Genomic DNA, 15,792 nt, shown 5'->3' with positions numbered 1-15,792 from the left:
CATGGCGCACGTTCAAACCCAGCGCAAACGTCGGAATAACCACCACTGCCCGAGCGCCACCGAGATCATCAGCAGGCAGGCGACGAGGAAGCCATAGGGGCTTTGTGAAAATGGAATGCCCCCGACGTTGATTCCCAAAAGACCGGTCAGAAAACTCATCGGCAAAAAAATCCCGGTGATGATGCCAAAGCGATACATGGTGCGGTTCATGCGCACGCTCAATCGCCGGTCTTCAGTCTCCAGGACCAGCCCCACGCGCTCTCGGGTTAATTCCAGCTCCTCCAGATAGCGGGTCAGGCTGTTGTTCAATTCGTTCCAGTAATCGCCATCGTCCTCGACGAACCAGGGCAATTTGATGCGCGTCAGTTGACCAAAAATGTCCCGCTGCGGAGCGAGGAATCGCTTCAACGCAGCAGCCCGGCGCCGGATCTGCAAAACAGCACCGTGCTCAGGAGTATACCGCTCGTCGGAATCCAGCTTTTCTTCTTCCTCATCGACCACTTCCGAGAGGCAACTGACCAGATCCTGCACCTTGTTGGTGAGGTACTGAGCCATGTAGAGAATGAGCTCGGAGGCAGTTTTCGGCCCCTTGCCTGCTTCCAGTTGCACCAGCAATTCTTCAGTGGCACGCAGCGGACGCAGACGCAGGGAGATGACTCGCTGGGCTGAACCGAAAATGCGTACCGACACCATGTCTTCAGGCTCGGCGCCCGGATTAAGGTTTACGCCACGCAAAAATAGCAGCAGTTCGCTGTCCGAAAGCTGCAGGAGACGCGGACGGGTGTTTTCTTCCAGCAAGAGATCGCAGCTGAACTCACTCAGGCCGCTGGACTTGCGCAGCCAGGTCTGGGTTTGCGGGTGACTGCGATCCCAGTGCAGCCACAGGCTTTCATGAGCCTGCAGCTGCAATTCGTCGAGTTCTGTCCGGGCTATCGAACGCGCACCACCTTTACCATCCAGCACCAGGGCATGTACCAGCCCCCACTGCGCGTTTTCTTCCTCGAACATCCGCATTCCATTCTTCAAAAAAATCGGCCAGCACTTACTCAGGCATCGCAAGCGGGCTCGGCGAGATGATCACGCCGTTGTTGTCCGCATAGAGGTAATGGCCGGGATGAAAGGTCACGCCGGCGAAGGTCACGGCAACATTCAGGTCGCCGATACCACGCTTGTCGGTTTTCATCGGGTGGCTGGCCAACGCCTGGACCCCCAGGTCGGTTTGCGCGATGACGTCGACGTCACGGATGCAACCGTAGATCACCATCCCTTCCCAGCCATTCTTCGCGGCTTTCTCGGCGATCATATCGCCCAGCAACGCACGACGCAGGGAGCCGCCACCATCGACCACCAACACTTTGCCATTACCCTTGAGCTCGGCTTGCTCCTTTACCAGCGAGTTGTCTTCGAAGCACTTGATGGTCACGATCTCGCCGCCGAAGGAATCCCGGCCACCGAAATTGCTGAACATCGGTTCCAGCACCTGCACCAGTTCCGGGTAGGCGTCGCACAGGTCAGGGGTGAGGTAATGGTTCATCGAGAAACTCCTGTAAAGAGGAAGAAAGCACGAACATCACTACTGATTCAGTCACGGAAAATGACCGGAACAGCTCAATGCGTCATATCTTAGCCGCAACCCGACCAGAGCGAAATGCCCTTGATAGAGCGTCCAGCTTAGATTGCCGCGGCCAAATCCGCTTGATTACCGAGCAATGGCGTCTGCTGATCTGACAGCCAGCGAGCGACTAACGGCCAGACTTCAGCCTGGGCGGCCTTGCTGACCAACATTTCGACATGACCGAAATTATCGGCAAAACCCTGCTCGCGCCCCAGGTTAATGAATTGCTTGTGCTCGCCACCCAACTGATCGAACAGCTTGCGACAAGCCCAGGCCGGGTCCTGATGATCGCCCGCGGCGCTCACCGCCAGCACCGGTATCCTGACCTCGGCCAGGCCCGCCCACCAGTCTTTGTCGGCATCGCCAAAGCGCCCGAACAGACCGTACCAGCGCATGCTTTCCAGGGCCAGGCCAATCGGCTCGTCCTCTGGGCCACGCTTGAGCCGTGAACCGGACAGCTGGGCAAAGCGCTTGAGGATGAAACGACCGCTCCATTCCACCGGTGGGATCTTCAGCGGCCAGTAAGTGCGACTGACTTGCGTGCCAAAAAGCGCCGCGGACGCCACCACGGGTTCGCCAATGTATTGGCCACCCAGCGCGGCCGCCAGGGTGATGCCGCCCAGCGAATGGCCGATCCAGTGTGGAACCTGGCCGCTTTGCTCACGTACGAAGGCGCCGATGGCTGGCAGGTCGTATCGTGCATAGTCGGCAACTCGGTTCTTGCGATAGCTCTGGTTGCGCCGGGAGAGACCGTGACCGCGCATTTCCGCAATCCAGACATCGAACCCCAAACGCGCCAGATAGGCACCCAGGCCCAACCCCTTGTGGGAGAACCAGAAACGCCGATTGGAAAAACTGCCGTGCAACAGGATCACCGGCACGCCACGGGATGCCGGTTCATCGGCCATGCCGAGGCGCGTCACCGCCAGTTCTACGGTGCCGTCCGGGCTGTTACCGGGTTTCAAGCGGTAGACATCTTCGCTCAGATCACCGCGCCGCTCGGCGCTGATCAGGGCGACAGGAAACAGGTTGCTGCTGCTTTGCATAATCTCTTGCACAAAAAAGGGCGGCTTCCAGAGGAGCCCGCCCTACTTGAATCTCAAAGGCTCCGCGCCCCGTGCAGGAGCGAGCATGCTCGCGAGAAACGTCAAGACACCACATTCATCCATGACAAACGCGTTATCGTTGACGTCCATCGCGAGCATGCTCGCTCCTACCAAGGCACGTGAGCGAGCCGTTCACACACTATCAAGCCTGCGCTTGACCTTCCGCCAGGAAGAACCAGGTTTCCAGCACGGAATCCGGGTTCAGCGAAACGCTTTCGATGCCCTGCTCCATCAGCCACTTGGCCAGGTCAGGGTGGTCCGAAGGGCCCTGGCCGCAAATGCCGATGTACTTGCCAGCCTTGTTACAGGCGGCAATGGCGTTGGCCAGCAACTTCTTGACCGCAGGATTTCGCTCGTCGAACAGGTGCGCGATGATCCCGGAGTCACGGTCCAGGCCCAGGGTGAGCTGGGTCAGGTCGTTGGAGCCGATGGAGAAACCGTCGAAGAATTCGAGGAACTCTTCTGCCAGGATCGCGTTGGACGGCAGCTCGCACATCATGATGACGCGCAGACCGTTGTCGCCACGGGCCAGGCCGTTTTCGGCCAGCAGATCCACCACCTGGCTCGCTTCGCCCAGGGTACGGACGAACGGCACCATGATTTCGACGTTGGTCAGGCCCATCTCGTTGCGCACGCGCTTGAGGGCGCGGCATTCGAGTTCGAAGCAGTCACGGAACGATTCGCTGATGTAACGCGAGGCGCCGCGGAAGCCCAGCATCGGGTTCTCTTCTTCCGGCTCGTAGAGCTTGCCGCCGATCAGGTTGGCGTATTCGTTGGACTTGAAGTCCGACAGACGCACGATGACCTTTTTCGGCCAGAACGCGGCCGCCAGGGTGCTGATGCCTTCGACCAGTTTCTCGACGTAGAAGCCGACCGGGTCGTCGTAGCCGGCAATGCGCTTGTCGACGCTTTCCTTGATGTCCTGCGGCAGGCCGTCGTAGTTCAGCAGCGCTTTAGGGTGCACGCCGATCATGCGGTTGATGATGAACTCCAGGCGGGCCAGGCCCACGCCGGCGTTCGGCAGCTGCGCGAAGTCGAAGGCGCGGTCCGGGTTGCCGACGTTCATCATGATCTTGAACGGCAGATCCGGCATGGCGTCCACGGAGTTCTTCTTGATGTCGAAGCCCAGTTCGCCTTCGAAGATGAAGCCGGTGTCGCCTTCAGCGCAGGAAACGGTCACGCCCTGGCCGTCTTTCAACAGCTGGGTGGCGTTGCCGCAACCGACCACGGCCGGGATACCCAGCTCGCGGGCAATGATGGCCGCGTGGCAGGTACGACCGCCACGGTTGGTGACGATGGCGCTGGCGCGCTTCATGACCGGTTCCCAGTCCGGGTCGGTCATGTCCGATACCAGTACGTCGCCTGGCTGGACCTTGTCCATCTCGGACACGTCCTTGATGATGCGAACCTTGCCGGCGCCAATTCGCTGGCCAATGGCACGACCTTCGACCAGCACGGTGCCGGTTTCCTTCAACAGGTAACGTTCCATGACGTTGGCCTGGGTACGGCTCTTCACGGTTTCCGGGCGGGCCTGCACGATGTACAGCTTGCCGTCGTCACCGTCCTTGGCCCATTCGATGTCCATCGGGCACTGGTAGTGCTTCTCGATGATCATCGCCTGCTTGGCCAGCTCGCTGACTTCAGCATCGGTCAGGCAGAAACGCGCACGTTCAGCCTTGTCGACATCCACGGTCTTGACCGAACGACCGGCCTTGGCCTCGTCGCCGTAGATCATCTTGATGGCCTTGCTGCCCAGGTTGCGGCGCAGGATCGCCGGGCGACCGGCGGCCAGGGTGCCTTTGTGGACGTAGAACTCATCCGGGTTCACCGCGCCTTGTACGACGGTTTCACCCAGGCCGTAGGCGCCGGTGATGAACACCACGTCACGGAAGCCCGATTCGGTATCGAGGGTGAACATCACGCCGGCGGTGCCGGTTTCGGAGCGGACCATGCGCTGTACGCCGGCCGACAGGGCTACCAACTTGTGGTCGAAGCCCTGGTGCACGCGATAGGAGATCGCGCGATCGTTGAAAAGGGAGGCGAATACTTCCTTGGCGGCACGAATGACGTTTTCGACACCGCGGATGTTCAGGAAGGTTTCCTGCTGACCGGCGAAGGACGCATCGGGCAAGTCTTCGGCGGTAGCGGAAGAGCGCACGGCCACGGCCACGTCAGGGTTGCCGGCGGACAGCGCGGCAAACGCGGTGCGGATTTCGGTATTCAGTTTTTCCGGGAACTCGGCTTCCATGATCCATTGGCGGATCTGGGCGCCGGTCTTGGCCAGGGCGTTCACGTCGTCGACGTCCAGGGCATCCAGGGCGTCATGAATCTGCTGGTTCAGGCCGCTCAGTTCCAGGAAATCACGATATGCCTGAGCGGTCGTGGCGAAGCCACCGGGTACCGATACACCGGCACCCGCAAGATTGCTGATCATCTCGCCCAGGGATGCGTTCTTGCCCCCCACATGCTCAACATCGTGTTTGCCGAGCTTATCGAGGGAAACTACGTACTCTACCAAGGTGATCTCTCCACTAACTGTGTTGGAAAAGCTCAGAAGCCGGCTGCTCGGGGGAGCATTTGCCAGCTGTATGGCCTGGACCTGGAAAATAAGTGAGAATGCGGGCCATTGGCGGCCGGCAAATCGCGCCTATCATATCCAAGAATGCTCATTAGCTTAAGGCCCAAGGTGCAAATGAAACGATCTGCTTTCTTTATCTCCGATGGCACCGGCATTACCGCCGAAACCCTGGGTCAAAGCCTCCTGGCGCAGTTCGAAAACATTACCTTCAGCAAATTCACGCGGCCGTACATCGACAGCGTGGAAAAAGCGCGGGCCATGGTACAACAAATCAACAAAGCCGCCGAAACCGACGGCTTCCGTCCGATTATCTTCGACACCATCGTCAATCAGGACATTCGTGAGATCCTCGCGACTTCCAATGGTTTCATGATCGATATTTTCTCGACTTTCCTGGCGCCGCTTGAACAGGAACTGACCGAGCATTCTTCCTATACCGTGGGCAAATCCCACTCCATCGGCGCCAACACCAATTACATGGAGCGCATCGAGGCGGTGAACTTCGCCCTCGACAACGACGACGGTGCCCGCACGCACTATTACGACAAGGCCGACCTGATACTAGTGGGCGTGTCGCGTTGTGGTAAGACGCCGACGTGTCTGTACATGGCCATGCAATTCGGCATCCGCGCGGCCAACTACCCGCTGACCGAAGACGACATGGAACGCCTGCAACTGCCTAGCGCCCTGCGTGCCCACCAGCACAAGCTGTTCGGCCTGACCATCGACCCGGACCGCCTCACCGCGATCCGCAATGAGCGCAAGCCCAACAGCCGCTATTCGAGCTACGCCCAGTGCGAATTCGAAGTGCGCGAGGTCGAAAACCTGTTTCGCCGCGAGAACATTCCGAATATCAATTCCACGCATTTTTCCGTTGAAGAGATTTCCGCGAAGATCCTGGTGGAAAAAGGCGTCGAGCGGCGGTTCAAGTAATTTTGTAGTGCCGGCCAGGCCGCCTTCGCGAGCAAGCCCGCTCCCACATTTGATCGCATTCATCCCGGCGAAACTCGATCGAATGTGGGAGCGAGCTTGCTCGCGAAGGAACGATGACGCGGTCTACTAGATAACAAACAGGTCTACAAACCGGTTCACCGGTGTTGCCTCAAGCTTTTGCTGATCCTTGCACAGCTCGAAAATCTCCTCGCTACGTTGCGCGGTAAAGCGTGTCAGCAGGTTCGCCCTGAACTTGTCCTCCAACAACGGAATGCCCTCGGCACGGCGCCGACGATGGCCTATCGGGTACTCCACCACCACATTTTCGGTGCTGGACCCATCCTTGAAAAACACCTGCACGGCATTGGCAATCGACCGCTTGTCAGGTTCCAGGTATTCGCGGGTGTAATCAGGGTTTTCGACAATGACCATTTTGTCGCGGAGTGCATCAATGATCGGATGCGCCTTGTGGAAATCGTCTTCGTAGTGCTCGGCTACCAGATTGCCGTAGGCCAGTGGCACCGCCGTCATGTACTGGATGCAGTGGTCGCGGTCGGCGGCATTGGCCAGCGGACCGACCTTGGAAATGATGCGGATCGCCGATTGATGGGTGGTGATGACAATGCGGTCGATGTCATGCAGGCGATTACGCACTTGCGGATGCAGGGTCACCGCTGCTTCACAGGCCGTCTGCGCGTGAAATTCGGCGGGAAAACTGATCTTGAACAGCACGTTCTCCATCACATAACTGCCGTAAGGCCGCGAGAAGCTGAACTGGCGCTTGTCGTCAGGCTTGAGCGCCAGGTCGTTGTTGGTGTGGCTGAACAGTACGTCGTAAAAGCCCCACTGTTTGGCACTCAACACACCGGGGATGCCCATCTCGCCACGCATGGCAATGTCCGCCAGGCGCACTCCACGACTGGTTGCATCGCCCGCCGCCCAGGATTTGCGCGAGCCGGCATTGGGTGCATGGCGGTAGGTGCGTAATGCCTGGCCATCGGCGAAAGCGTGGGACAACGCCGAGAGCAACTGCGCGCGATTGGCGCCCATGAGTTTGGCGGTGACCGCGGTAGAGGCGACTTTCACCAGGATGACGTGATCGAGGCCCACGCGGTTGAACGAGTTTTCCAGCGCGATCACGCCCTGAATCTCATGGGCCATGATCATTGCGTCGAGTACCGTACGAACGGTCAGCGGCGTCTCGCCATTGGCCAGGCGTTTTTGCGACAGGTGGTCGGCCACCGCGAGAATTGCGCCGAGGTTATCCGACGGATGGCCCCATTCAGCGGCGAGCCAGGTGTCGTTGTAGTCGAGCCAGCGCACGATGCAGCCGATGTCCCACGCGGCCTTGACCGGATCGAGGCGAAAATGGGTGCCGGGTACCCGGGCGCCGAACGGCACGACGGTGCCTTCGACCAGGGGCCCGAGGTGCTTGGTGCATTCGGGAAAACGCAGTGCCAGCAGGCCGCAACCCAAGGTATCGATCAGGCAGTTGCGCGCGGTATCCAGCGCCTCTGCCGAGTCGATCCTGTAATTGAGGACGTAGTCGGCAATGTCCTGCAGGACCTGGTCATAGTCGGGACGATTGTTGAGGTCGACGTTGGCGCTCATGTTCGATTCACTCGGCAAGTGTTCGTTGATGGGACCTCGGTTCAGGGCAATCTCAGTCTTATTATGGAAATGCGATCTCCTGTAGGAGCTGCCGCAGGCTGCGATCTTTTGATTTGTTTTTTAAGATCAAAAGATCGCAGCCTGCGGCAGCTCCTACAGGGGTACGTGTCGCTTAGAAAGAATCGCCCGGTACGCGGACAAAACCTTCCATCAACACCCGCGCACTGCGGCTCATGATGGCCTTTTTCACGGTCCACTCACCGTTCACCTGGCTGGCCTCGGCGCCGACGCGCAAGGTGCCCGAAGGGTGACCGAAGCGCACCGCATTGCGTTCTATACCGCCTGCCGCGAGGTTCACCAGTGTCCCGGAAATCGCTGCCGCCGTGCCGATGGCGACTGCCGCCGTGCCCATCATCGCGTGGTGCAACTTACCCATGGACAGCGCGCGCACCAGCAGGTCGACATCGCCCGCCGCAACCGCTTTGCCGCTCGACGACACGTAGTCCGCAGGCTTGGCGACGAATGCCACCTTCGGCGTGTGCTGGCGCTTGGCCGCTTCGTCGATGTTGGAGATCAGGCCCATGCGCAGTGCGCCGTAGGCACGGATGGTTTCGAACATCAGCAATGCTTTTGGATCGCCGTTGATCGCGCCCTGCAACTCGGTGCCCTTGTAACCGATGTCTTCGGCATTGACGAAAATGGTCGGGATGCCCGCGTTGATCAGGGTTGCCTTCAAGGTCCCGACGCCAGGCACTTCCAGGTCGTCCACCAGGTTGCCGGTAGGGAACATCGAACCGCCACCGCCCTCTTCCTCTGCTGCCGGATCGAGGAATTCGACCTGCACTTCCGCCGCTGGAAAGGTCACGCCGTCGAGTTCGAAATCGCCGGTTTCCTGCACTTCACCGTCGGTGATCGGCACGTGGGCGATGATGGTCTTGCCGATGTTGGCTTGCCATACGCGTACCACGGCGATGCCGTTCTGGGGGATGCGGCTGGCGTCCACCAGGCCATTGCTGATGGCGAACGAGCCGACTGCCGCGGTCAGGTTGCCGCAGTTGCCACTCCAGTCGACGAATGGCTTGTCGATCGACACCTGGCCGAACAGGTAGTCGACGTCGTGATCGGCCTTGGTGCTTTTCGACAGGATCACGGTTTTGCTGGTGCTGGAGGTCGCGCCGCCCATGCCGTCGATTTGCTTGTCGTACGGGTCCGGGCTGCCGATCACGCGCAGCAGCAATGCATCGCGAGCCGGGCCTGGAACCTGTGCAACTTCTGGCAGGTCCTTGAGGCTGAAGAACACGCCTTTGCTGGTGCCGCCGCGCATGTAGGTGGCGGGAATTTTGATTTGCGGTGCGTGAGACATGAGTGCTCCTTCAAAACAGACACGGGACTCAAAGTCCCGTGTCCATGCTGCGTGTGTTAAACGGCAACCGCCGATTCTTCGAGGAAGTCCTGGGCGAAGCGTTGCAGCACCCCACCGGCCTCGTAGATCGACACTTCCTCAGCGGTATCGAGGCGGCAGGTCACCGGCACATCGACGCGTTCGCCGTTCTTGCGATGGATCACCAGCGTCAGCTCGGCACGCGGGGTGCGATCACCGATCACGTCGTAGGTTTCGCTGCCGTCAATGGCCAGGGTGTGACGATTGGTGCCCGGTTTGAACTCCAGTGGCAACACGCCCATGCCCACCAGGTTGGTGCGGTGAATGCGTTCGAAACCTTCGGCGGCGATCGCTTCCACCCCCGCCAGCCGCACGCCTTTGGCTGCCCAGTCGCGGGATGAACCCTGACCGTAGTCGGCACCCGCGATAATGATCAGCGGCTGCTTGCGATCCATGTAGGTCTCGATGGCTTCCCACATGCGCATCACTTTGCCTTCCGGCTCGACACGGGCCAGGGAGCCCTGCTTGACCTTGCCGTTTTCCACAACCATTTCGTTGAACAGTTTCGGGTTGGCGAAGGTCGCGCGCTGCGCCGTCAAATGGTCGCCCCGATGAGTCGCGTAGGAGTTGAAGTCCTCTTCCGGCAGGCCCATTTTCGCCAGGTATTCGCCAGCGGCGCTGTCGAGCATGATCGCGTTCGACGGCGACAGGTGATCGGTGGTGATGTTGTCCGGCAGCACCGCCAGCGGGCGCATGCCCTTGAGCGGACGCGCGCCGGCCAGTGCGCCTTCCCAGTACGGCGGACGGCGGATGTAGGTGCTCATCTCGCGCCATTCATACAGCGGCGCGACTTTCGGGCCGGTGTCTTCGTGGATGGCGAACATCGGGATGTAGACCTGGCGGAACTGCTCCGGCTTCACCGAGGCTTTCACCACGGCATCGATTTCTTCGTCGCTCGGCCAGATGTCCTTCAGGCGGATTTCCTTGCCGTCGACCACGCCCAGCACGTCTTTTTCGATGTCGAAACGAATGGTGCCGGCAATTGCGTAAGCGACCACCAATGGCGGCGAAGCCAGGAACGCTTGCTTGGCGTACGGGTGAATCCGCCCGTCGAAGTTGCGGTTGCCCGAAAGCACGGCGGTGGCGTACAAGTCGCGGTCGATGATCTCTTGCTGGATCACCGGGTCCAGTGCGCCGGACATGCCATTGCAGGTGGTGCAGGCGAAGGCCACGACGCCGAAACCAAGTTGCTCCAGCTCATCGGTCAGGCCGGCTTCGTCGAGGTACAGGGCGACCGTTTTCGAGCCTGGCGCCAGGGACGACTTGACCCATGGCTTGCGGGTCAGGCCCAGCTTGTTGGCGTTGCGCGCCAGCAGACCGGCGGCGATCACGTTGCGCGGGTTGCTGGTGTTGGTGCAGCTGGTGATGGCGGCGATGATCACCGCGCCGTCCGGCATTTGGCCAGGCACATCGTCCCACTGGCCGGAGATACCTTTGGCGGCCAGGTCCGACACCGCCACACGGGCGTGCGGGTTGCTCGGGCCGGCCATGTTGCGCACCACCGAGGACAGATCGAAGGTCAGACCGCGCTCGTATTGCGCGCCTTTCAAGCTATCGGCCCACAGGCCCGTGGTCTTGGCGTAGTTCTCGACCAGCTGCACCTGCTCGTCTTCACGGCCGGTGAGCTTGAGGTAGTCGATGGTTTGCTGGTCGATGTAGAACATCGCCGCGGTGGCGCCGTATTCCGGGGCCATGTTGGAGATGGTCGCGCGGTCGCCCAGGGTCAGGGCCGCGGCGCCTTCGCCGAAGAACTCCAGCCAGGCACCGACGACCTTTTGCTTGCGCAGGAACTCGGTCAGCGCCAGCACCATGTCGGTGGCGGTGATGCCCGGTTGCAGCTTGCCGGTGAGCTCGACGCCAACGCTTTCCGGCAGGCGCATCCAGGAGGCGCGGCCGAGCATTACGCTTTCCGCTTCCAGGCCACCCACACCGATGGCGATGACGCCCAACGCATCGACGTGCGGGGTGTGGCTGTCGGTGCCGACGCAAGTATCAGGGAACGCCACGCCGTCGCGCACCTGGATCACCGGAGACATTTTCTCCAGGTTGATCTGGTGCATGATGCCGTTGCCCGGCGGGATCACGTCGACGTTCTTGAACGCCTTCTTGGTCCAGTTGATGAAGTGGAAACGGTCTTCGTTACGACGGTCTTCGATGGCGCGGTTCTTCTCGAACGCCTCCGGATCGAAACCACCGCGCTCGACGGCCAGGGAGTGGTCGACGATCAGTTGGGTTGGCACCACCGGGTTGACTTGCGCCGGGTCGCCGCCTTGCAGAGCGATAGCGTCACGCAGGCCGGCGAGGTCCACCAGCGCGGTCTGGCCAAGAATGTCGTGGCACACCACACGGGCCGGAAACCAGGGGAAATCGAGGTCGCGCTTGCGCTCGATGAATTGCTTCAGGGATTCGGTCAGCGTGGCCGGGTCACAGCGACGCACCAGGTTTTCCGCCAGCACGCGGGAGGTGTACGGCAGGGTGTCATAGGCGCCGGGCTGGATGGCCTCGACCGCCGCACGGACGTCGAAGTAATCCAGGTGGCTGCCGGGCAGCGATTTACGGAATTCTGTGTTCATCGGTCAGGACTCGGTCACGGTAGTTTCAAAGGGTGGGGCCTGGTACGGTTTCTGAGGATTCACGGACCTCTGTAGGAGCTGGCTTGCCAGCGAATGCGGTGGCTCAGGCAACATAAATGTTGAACGGCAAATCGCTTTCGCTGGCAAGCCAGCTCCTACAGGGTCACCGGTTCAGCCAGTAACCCGTGTGGCAGCCTCCACCATTCAGCGTTGTTCGATTGGCACGAACTTGCGCTGTTCAACGCCGACGTATTCGGCGCTTGGGCGGATGATGCGGTTGTTGGCACGCTGTTCGTACACGTGTGCGGCCCAGCCGGTCAGGCGCGAGCAGACGAAGATCGGTGTGAACAACTTGGTCGGGATACCCATGAAGTGGTACGCCGAGGCATGGTAGAAGTCGGCGTTCGGGAACAGCTTCTTCTGCTCCCACATGGTCTTGTCGATGGCTTCGGAGACCGGGAACAACACTTTGTCGCCCACTTCGTCGGCGAGCTTTTTCGACCAGCCCTTGATCACCTCGTTGCGCGGATCGCTGTCCTTATAGATCGCGTGGCCGAAGCCCATGATCTTGTCCTTGCGCTCGAGCATGCCGAGGGTGCCCTTGATCGCATCTTCCGGCGAGCTGAAGCGCTCGATCATTTCCATCGCCGCTTCGTTTGCGCCGCCATGCAACGGACCGCGCAGCGAGCCAATGGCCGCGGTGATGCACGAATACAGGTCGGACAGGGTCGAGGCACACACACGCGCGGTGAAGGTCGAGGCGTTGAATTCGTGCTCCGCGTAGAGGATCAGCGAAACGTTCATCACCTTGACGTGCAGCTCGCTCGGCTTCTTGCCGTGCAGCAGGTGCAGGAAGTGACCACCGATGGATGGTTCGTCGCTAACGCATTCAATGCGCTTGCCTTCGTGGCTGAAGCGATACCAGTAGGTCATGATCGCCGGGAATGCCGCCAGCAGGCGGTCAGTCTTGTCGTGCTGCTCGGAGAAGTCGTTCTCTGGCTCCAGGTTGCCCAGGAACGAGCAGCCGGTGCGCATCACGTCCATCGGGTGGGCGTCGGCGGGGATGCGTTCCAGCACTTCCTTGAGCGCTTGCGGCAGGTCACGCAGCTTGCTCAGTTTAGTGATGTAGGCGGCCAGTTGCGCCTTGGTCGGCAGTTCGCCGTACAGCAGCAGGTAAGCGACTTCTTCGAATTGCGCGTCAGCCGCCAGTTCGCGGACGTCATAGCCACGATAGGTCAGGCCTGCGCCCGACTGGCCCACGGTGGACAGTGCGGTTTGCCCGGCAACCTGGCCACGGAGCCCGGCGCCACTGAGTACTTTTGCTTCGGCCATTTCTGCCTCCAGTTTTTAATTTTGTTAGGGAATCGGCAAATTGTGCTTCATCAGGTTATTCGGGTGATGCCGAAAAAATCGCAGCCTCGTTGCACTCGACAGCTCCTACAGAGGATCACGGCCGAGGTAGGAGCTGCCGAAGGCTGCGATCTTTTGATCTTCATTTTTTCGCGGCGAACAACGCATCGAGCTTCTGCTCGAAGGTGTGATAGTCGATGCGATCGTAAAGCTCCATGCGGGTCTGCATGGTGTCGATGACATTCGCCTGCGTGCCATCGCGACGGATCGCGGTGTAGACATTTTCCGCAGCCTTGTTCATGGCGCGGAAGGCCGACAGCGGGTACAGCACCAGCGACACGTCCGCAGCGGCGAGTTGCTCGGTGGTGTACAGCGGCGTCGCGCCGAATTCGGTGATGTTGGCCAGGATCGGCGCTTTCACACGGCTGGCGAACAGTTTGTACATCTCGAGTTCGGTGATGGCTTCCGGGAACACCATGTCGGCGCCGGCCTCGATGCACGCGGCGGCGCGATCCAGTGCCGATTCCAGGCCTTCCACTGCCAGGGCGTCGGTACGGGCCATGATCACGAAGCTGTCATCGGTACGGGCATCGACGGCCGCCTTGATGCGATCGACCATTTCCTGCTGGGTCACGATTTCCTTATTAGGACGGTGACCGCAACGCTTGGCGCCAACCTGGTCTTCGATGTGAATCGCCGCCGCGCCGAACTTGATCATCGACTTGACGGTACGGGCGACGTTGAACGCCGAGGAACCGAAACCGGTGTCCACATCCACCAGCAGCGGCAGGTCGCAGACGTCGGTGATGCGACGCACGTCGGTCAGCACGTCATCCAGGCCGGTGATGCCCAGGTCCGGCACGCCCAGGGAGCCAGCAGCCACCCCGCCACCAGACAGGTAGATCGCCTTGAAACCGGCACGCTTGGCCAGCAGGGCGTGGTTGGCGTTGATGGCGCCGACCACTTGCAATGGATGCTCGCTGGCGACCGCATCGCGGAAACGCTGGCCTGGAGTGCTCTTGTTCAAACTCATGACTCACCTCGTTTGGCTGTCGGGTTAGCGCCGTCCTGGTAATGACGGGCGATGTTGCGTTTGGAGGCGCCGATGTGACGGCGCATCAACAACTCGGCCAGTTCACCGTCACGGTCGGCGATGGCATCGAGAATTCGGTGGTGCTCGGCAAAGGCCTGGTGCGGGCGATTGGGCGTGGTGGAAAACTGGATGCGGTACATGCGCACCAATTGATACAGCTCGCCGCAGAGCATTTGCGTCAGGGTGCGGTTACCGCTGCCCTGGATAATCCGGTAGTGGAAGTCGAAATCGCCTTCCTGCTGGTAGTAGCCGCGGCCAGCCTGGAAGGCCTCGTCGCGCTCGTGGGTTTCAAGGACCCGGCGCAGTTCGTCGATTTCCTCGACGCTCATGCGCTCGGCGGCCAGGCGACAGGCCATGCCTTCGAGGGATTCGCGGATTTCGTAGAGTTCCACCAGCTCGGCATGGTTGAGCGACACCACCCGTGCTCCGACGTGTGGCACGCGCACCAGCAGGCGCTGGCCTTCCAGGCGGTGGATGGCTTCGCGCAACGGGCCACGGCTGATGCCGTAGGTACGGGCCAGCTCGGGCTCGGAGATTTTGCTGCCCGGGGCGATCTCACCCTTGACGATGGCCGCTTGAATGCGTCGGAAGACGTTTTCGGAAAGCGTTTCCGAGTCATCCTGAACGGTAAGCGGGGGAGCCAGTTGATCCAGCATATTGTCGACACCTTGAAAGCTAGTGCGGCAAAAATTAACCAAAACTGCCGCCGCAGTCAAAGGATAATTAGATATTGTCGACAATCGTCTAATAACCGCCAGAACCATAACAAAGCATTGTCATCGATTCACAGCTGCCCGCCAGCGCTGGCGCCATCAACCTACCGTGCTAGAATGCCGCCCGCATTTGTTTGTGACATCTGCACGGCTTGTCATAAATAGCTGATAGGCATACGAGGAGCTTGCGCAGCGATGCCAGGGTCTTGAATTAAAGAACAGACCGCTGCGCACCAGGATTTATGACACTCAAGCCCTTCCAGATCTTCCTTTTTCTTCTTTGCCTGCCCGGTTTCGCCGCTGCCGGGGACAAGACCGTGTACGGCCTCAATGAATATGCTTCGTTGGGCGGCATCGACCTCGAAGTGGCCGCCAAACTCGACACCGGGGCAAAAACCGCATCCTTGAGCGCCCGCGACATCAAGCGCTTCAAACGCAATGGCGAGTCCTGGGTACGCTTCTACCTGGCCATCGACACCGCCCATTCGCACCCGATCGAACGACCGCTGGCCCGCGTCAGCAAGATCAAACGTCGGGCCGGTGACTACGACCCGGAAGAGGGCAAGAAGTACACTGCCCGCCCGGTGATCGAGCTGGATATCTGCATGGGTTCAGCTTTACGCAGCATCGAAGTGAACCTGACCGACCGTAGCGCGTTCCAATACCCGCTCTTGATCGGCTCCGAAGCACTCAAACGCTTTGATGCGCTGGTCGACCCCAGTCTTAAATACGCTGCCGGCAAACCCGCCTGCGCCACCGACGCTCATACCGCCGAGTAA

Annotated in this window: 12 protein-coding genes; 2 read left to right on the top strand and 10 right to left on the bottom strand. The window is 60.3% G+C overall.

The window, feature by feature from the left end; genetic code table 11:
* Positions 1 to 12 precede the first annotated feature (12 nt).
* The 4 genes from CGA21_RS23555 to ppsA all read right to left on the bottom strand — a co-directional run bounded on the left by CGA21_RS23555 (position 13) and on the right by ppsA (position 5,239).
* Positions 13 to 1,008: a zinc transporter ZntB gene (locus tag CGA21_RS23555; protein ID WP_110749524.1), complete on the bottom strand. Its 996-nt coding sequence runs from the start codon at positions 1,006 to 1,008 to the stop codon at positions 13 to 15.
* 34 nt (positions 1,009 to 1,042) lie between these two features.
* Complete coding sequence (rraA, locus tag CGA21_RS23550; protein WP_110749526.1) at positions 1,043 to 1,534, bottom strand: ribonuclease E activity regulator RraA; 492 nt, start codon at positions 1,532 to 1,534, stop codon at positions 1,043 to 1,045.
* A gap of 137 nt (positions 1,535 to 1,671) precedes the next feature.
* Positions 1,672 to 2,661 (bottom strand): alpha/beta fold hydrolase, encoded by a 990-nt coding sequence (locus CGA21_RS23545; protein WP_188265154.1) that lies wholly within the window; start codon positions 2,659 to 2,661, stop codon positions 1,672 to 1,674.
* A 202-nt stretch (positions 2,662 to 2,863) separates the two neighbouring features.
* On the bottom strand, positions 2,864 to 5,239 hold the full coding sequence (gene ppsA, locus CGA21_RS23540; RefSeq protein WP_033039437.1) for a phosphoenolpyruvate synthase: 2,376 nt from the start codon (positions 5,237 to 5,239) through the stop codon (positions 2,864 to 2,866).
* 174 nt (positions 5,240 to 5,413) lie between these two features.
* Between ppsA and CGA21_RS23535 the strand changes: the two genes are divergently transcribed.
* Positions 5,414 to 6,232: a pyruvate, water dikinase regulatory protein gene (locus tag CGA21_RS23535; protein WP_020801102.1), complete on the top strand. Its 819-nt coding sequence runs from the start codon at positions 5,414 to 5,416 to the stop codon at positions 6,230 to 6,232.
* A gap of 126 nt (positions 6,233 to 6,358) precedes the next feature.
* On the opposite strand, the gene prpD is transcribed toward CGA21_RS23535, so the two are convergent.
* The 6 genes from prpD to CGA21_RS23505 form a co-directional block, all read right to left on the bottom strand.
* Positions 6,359 to 7,843 carry a 2-methylcitrate dehydratase gene (gene prpD / locus CGA21_RS23530; protein WP_188265153.1) on the bottom strand — a complete coding sequence of 495 codons (1,485 nt, stop codon included), beginning with the start codon at positions 7,841 to 7,843 and terminating at the stop codon, positions 6,359 to 6,361.
* Between the two features lie 172 nt (positions 7,844 to 8,015).
* A complete protein-coding gene (gene prpF / locus CGA21_RS23525; protein WP_188265152.1) occupies positions 8,016 to 9,206 on the bottom strand; it encodes a 2-methylaconitate cis-trans isomerase PrpF in 1,191 nt (396 codons plus the stop codon).
* A 56-nt stretch (positions 9,207 to 9,262) separates the two neighbouring features.
* Positions 9,263 to 11,857, bottom strand: a complete 2,595-nt coding sequence (gene acnD / locus CGA21_RS23520) for a Fe/S-dependent 2-methylisocitrate dehydratase AcnD (RefSeq protein WP_188265151.1) — start codon at positions 11,855 to 11,857, stop codon at positions 9,263 to 9,265.
* Positions 11,858 to 12,061: 204 nt separating this feature from the next.
* Positions 12,062 to 13,189 carry a 2-methylcitrate synthase gene (gene prpC, locus CGA21_RS23515; protein WP_110749535.1) on the bottom strand — a complete coding sequence of 376 codons (1,128 nt, stop codon included), beginning with the start codon at positions 13,187 to 13,189 and terminating at the stop codon, positions 12,062 to 12,064.
* 160 nt (positions 13,190 to 13,349) lie between these two features.
* Positions 13,350 to 14,240, bottom strand: a complete 891-nt coding sequence (gene prpB, locus CGA21_RS23510; protein ID WP_020800453.1) for a methylisocitrate lyase — start codon at positions 14,238 to 14,240, stop codon at positions 13,350 to 13,352.
* Complete coding sequence (locus tag CGA21_RS23505; RefSeq protein ID WP_173667179.1) at positions 14,237 to 14,953, bottom strand: GntR family transcriptional regulator; 717 nt, start codon at positions 14,951 to 14,953, stop codon at positions 14,237 to 14,239. Before CGA21_RS23505 ends, prpB begins: the two co-directional genes overlap by 4 nt.
* Before the next feature lie 302 nt (positions 14,954 to 15,255).
* Between CGA21_RS23505 and CGA21_RS23500 the strand changes: the two genes are divergently transcribed.
* Positions 15,256 to 15,792: an ATP-dependent zinc protease gene (locus CGA21_RS23500; protein ID WP_188265150.1), complete on the top strand. Its 537-nt coding sequence runs from the start codon at positions 15,256 to 15,258 to the stop codon at positions 15,790 to 15,792.

The organism is Pseudomonas sp. PSB11, from assembly GCF_014596605.1.
In the GTDB taxonomy this organism is placed as follows: Bacteria; Pseudomonadota; Gammaproteobacteria; order Pseudomonadales; family Pseudomonadaceae; genus Aquipseudomonas; species Aquipseudomonas umsongensis.
The sequence above is the reverse complement of the archived record's forward strand: the minus strand, read 5'-3'. Positions and strand labels throughout refer to the sequence as shown.

What these genes read in the sequence shown, in the direction of transcription:
- CGA21_RS23555 (WP_110749524.1), bottom strand. Translation starts at nt 1,008, where the DNA reads ATGTTCGAGGAAGAAAACGCGCAGTGGGGGCTGGTACATGCCCTGGTG.
- rraA (WP_110749526.1), bottom strand. Translation starts at nt 1,534, where the DNA reads ATGAACCATTACCTCACCCCTGACCTGTGCGACGCCTACCCGGAACTG.
- CGA21_RS23545 (WP_188265154.1), bottom strand. Translation starts at nt 2,661, where the DNA reads ATGCAAAGCAGCAGCAACCTGTTTCCTGTCGCCCTGATCAGCGCCGAG.
- CGA21_RS23535 (WP_020801102.1), top strand. Translation starts at nt 5,414, where the DNA reads ATGAAACGATCTGCTTTCTTTATCTCCGATGGCACCGGCATTACCGCC.
- prpD (WP_188265153.1), bottom strand. Translation starts at nt 7,843, where the DNA reads ATGAGCGCCAACGTCGACCTCAACAATCGTCCCGACTATGACCAGGTC.
- prpF (WP_188265152.1), bottom strand. Translation starts at nt 9,206, where the DNA reads ATGTCTCACGCACCGCAAATCAAAATTCCCGCCACCTACATGCGCGGC.
- acnD (WP_188265151.1), bottom strand. Translation starts at nt 11,857, where the DNA reads ATGAACACAGAATTCCGTAAATCGCTGCCCGGCAGCCACCTGGATTAC.
- prpC (WP_110749535.1), bottom strand. Translation starts at nt 13,189, where the DNA reads ATGGCCGAAGCAAAAGTACTCAGTGGCGCCGGGCTCCGTGGCCAGGTT.
- prpB (WP_020800453.1), bottom strand. Translation starts at nt 14,240, where the DNA reads ATGAGTTTGAACAAGAGCACTCCAGGCCAGCGTTTCCGCGATGCGGTC.
- CGA21_RS23500 (WP_188265150.1), top strand. Translation starts at nt 15,256, where the DNA reads ATGACACTCAAGCCCTTCCAGATCTTCCTTTTTCTTCTTTGCCTGCCC.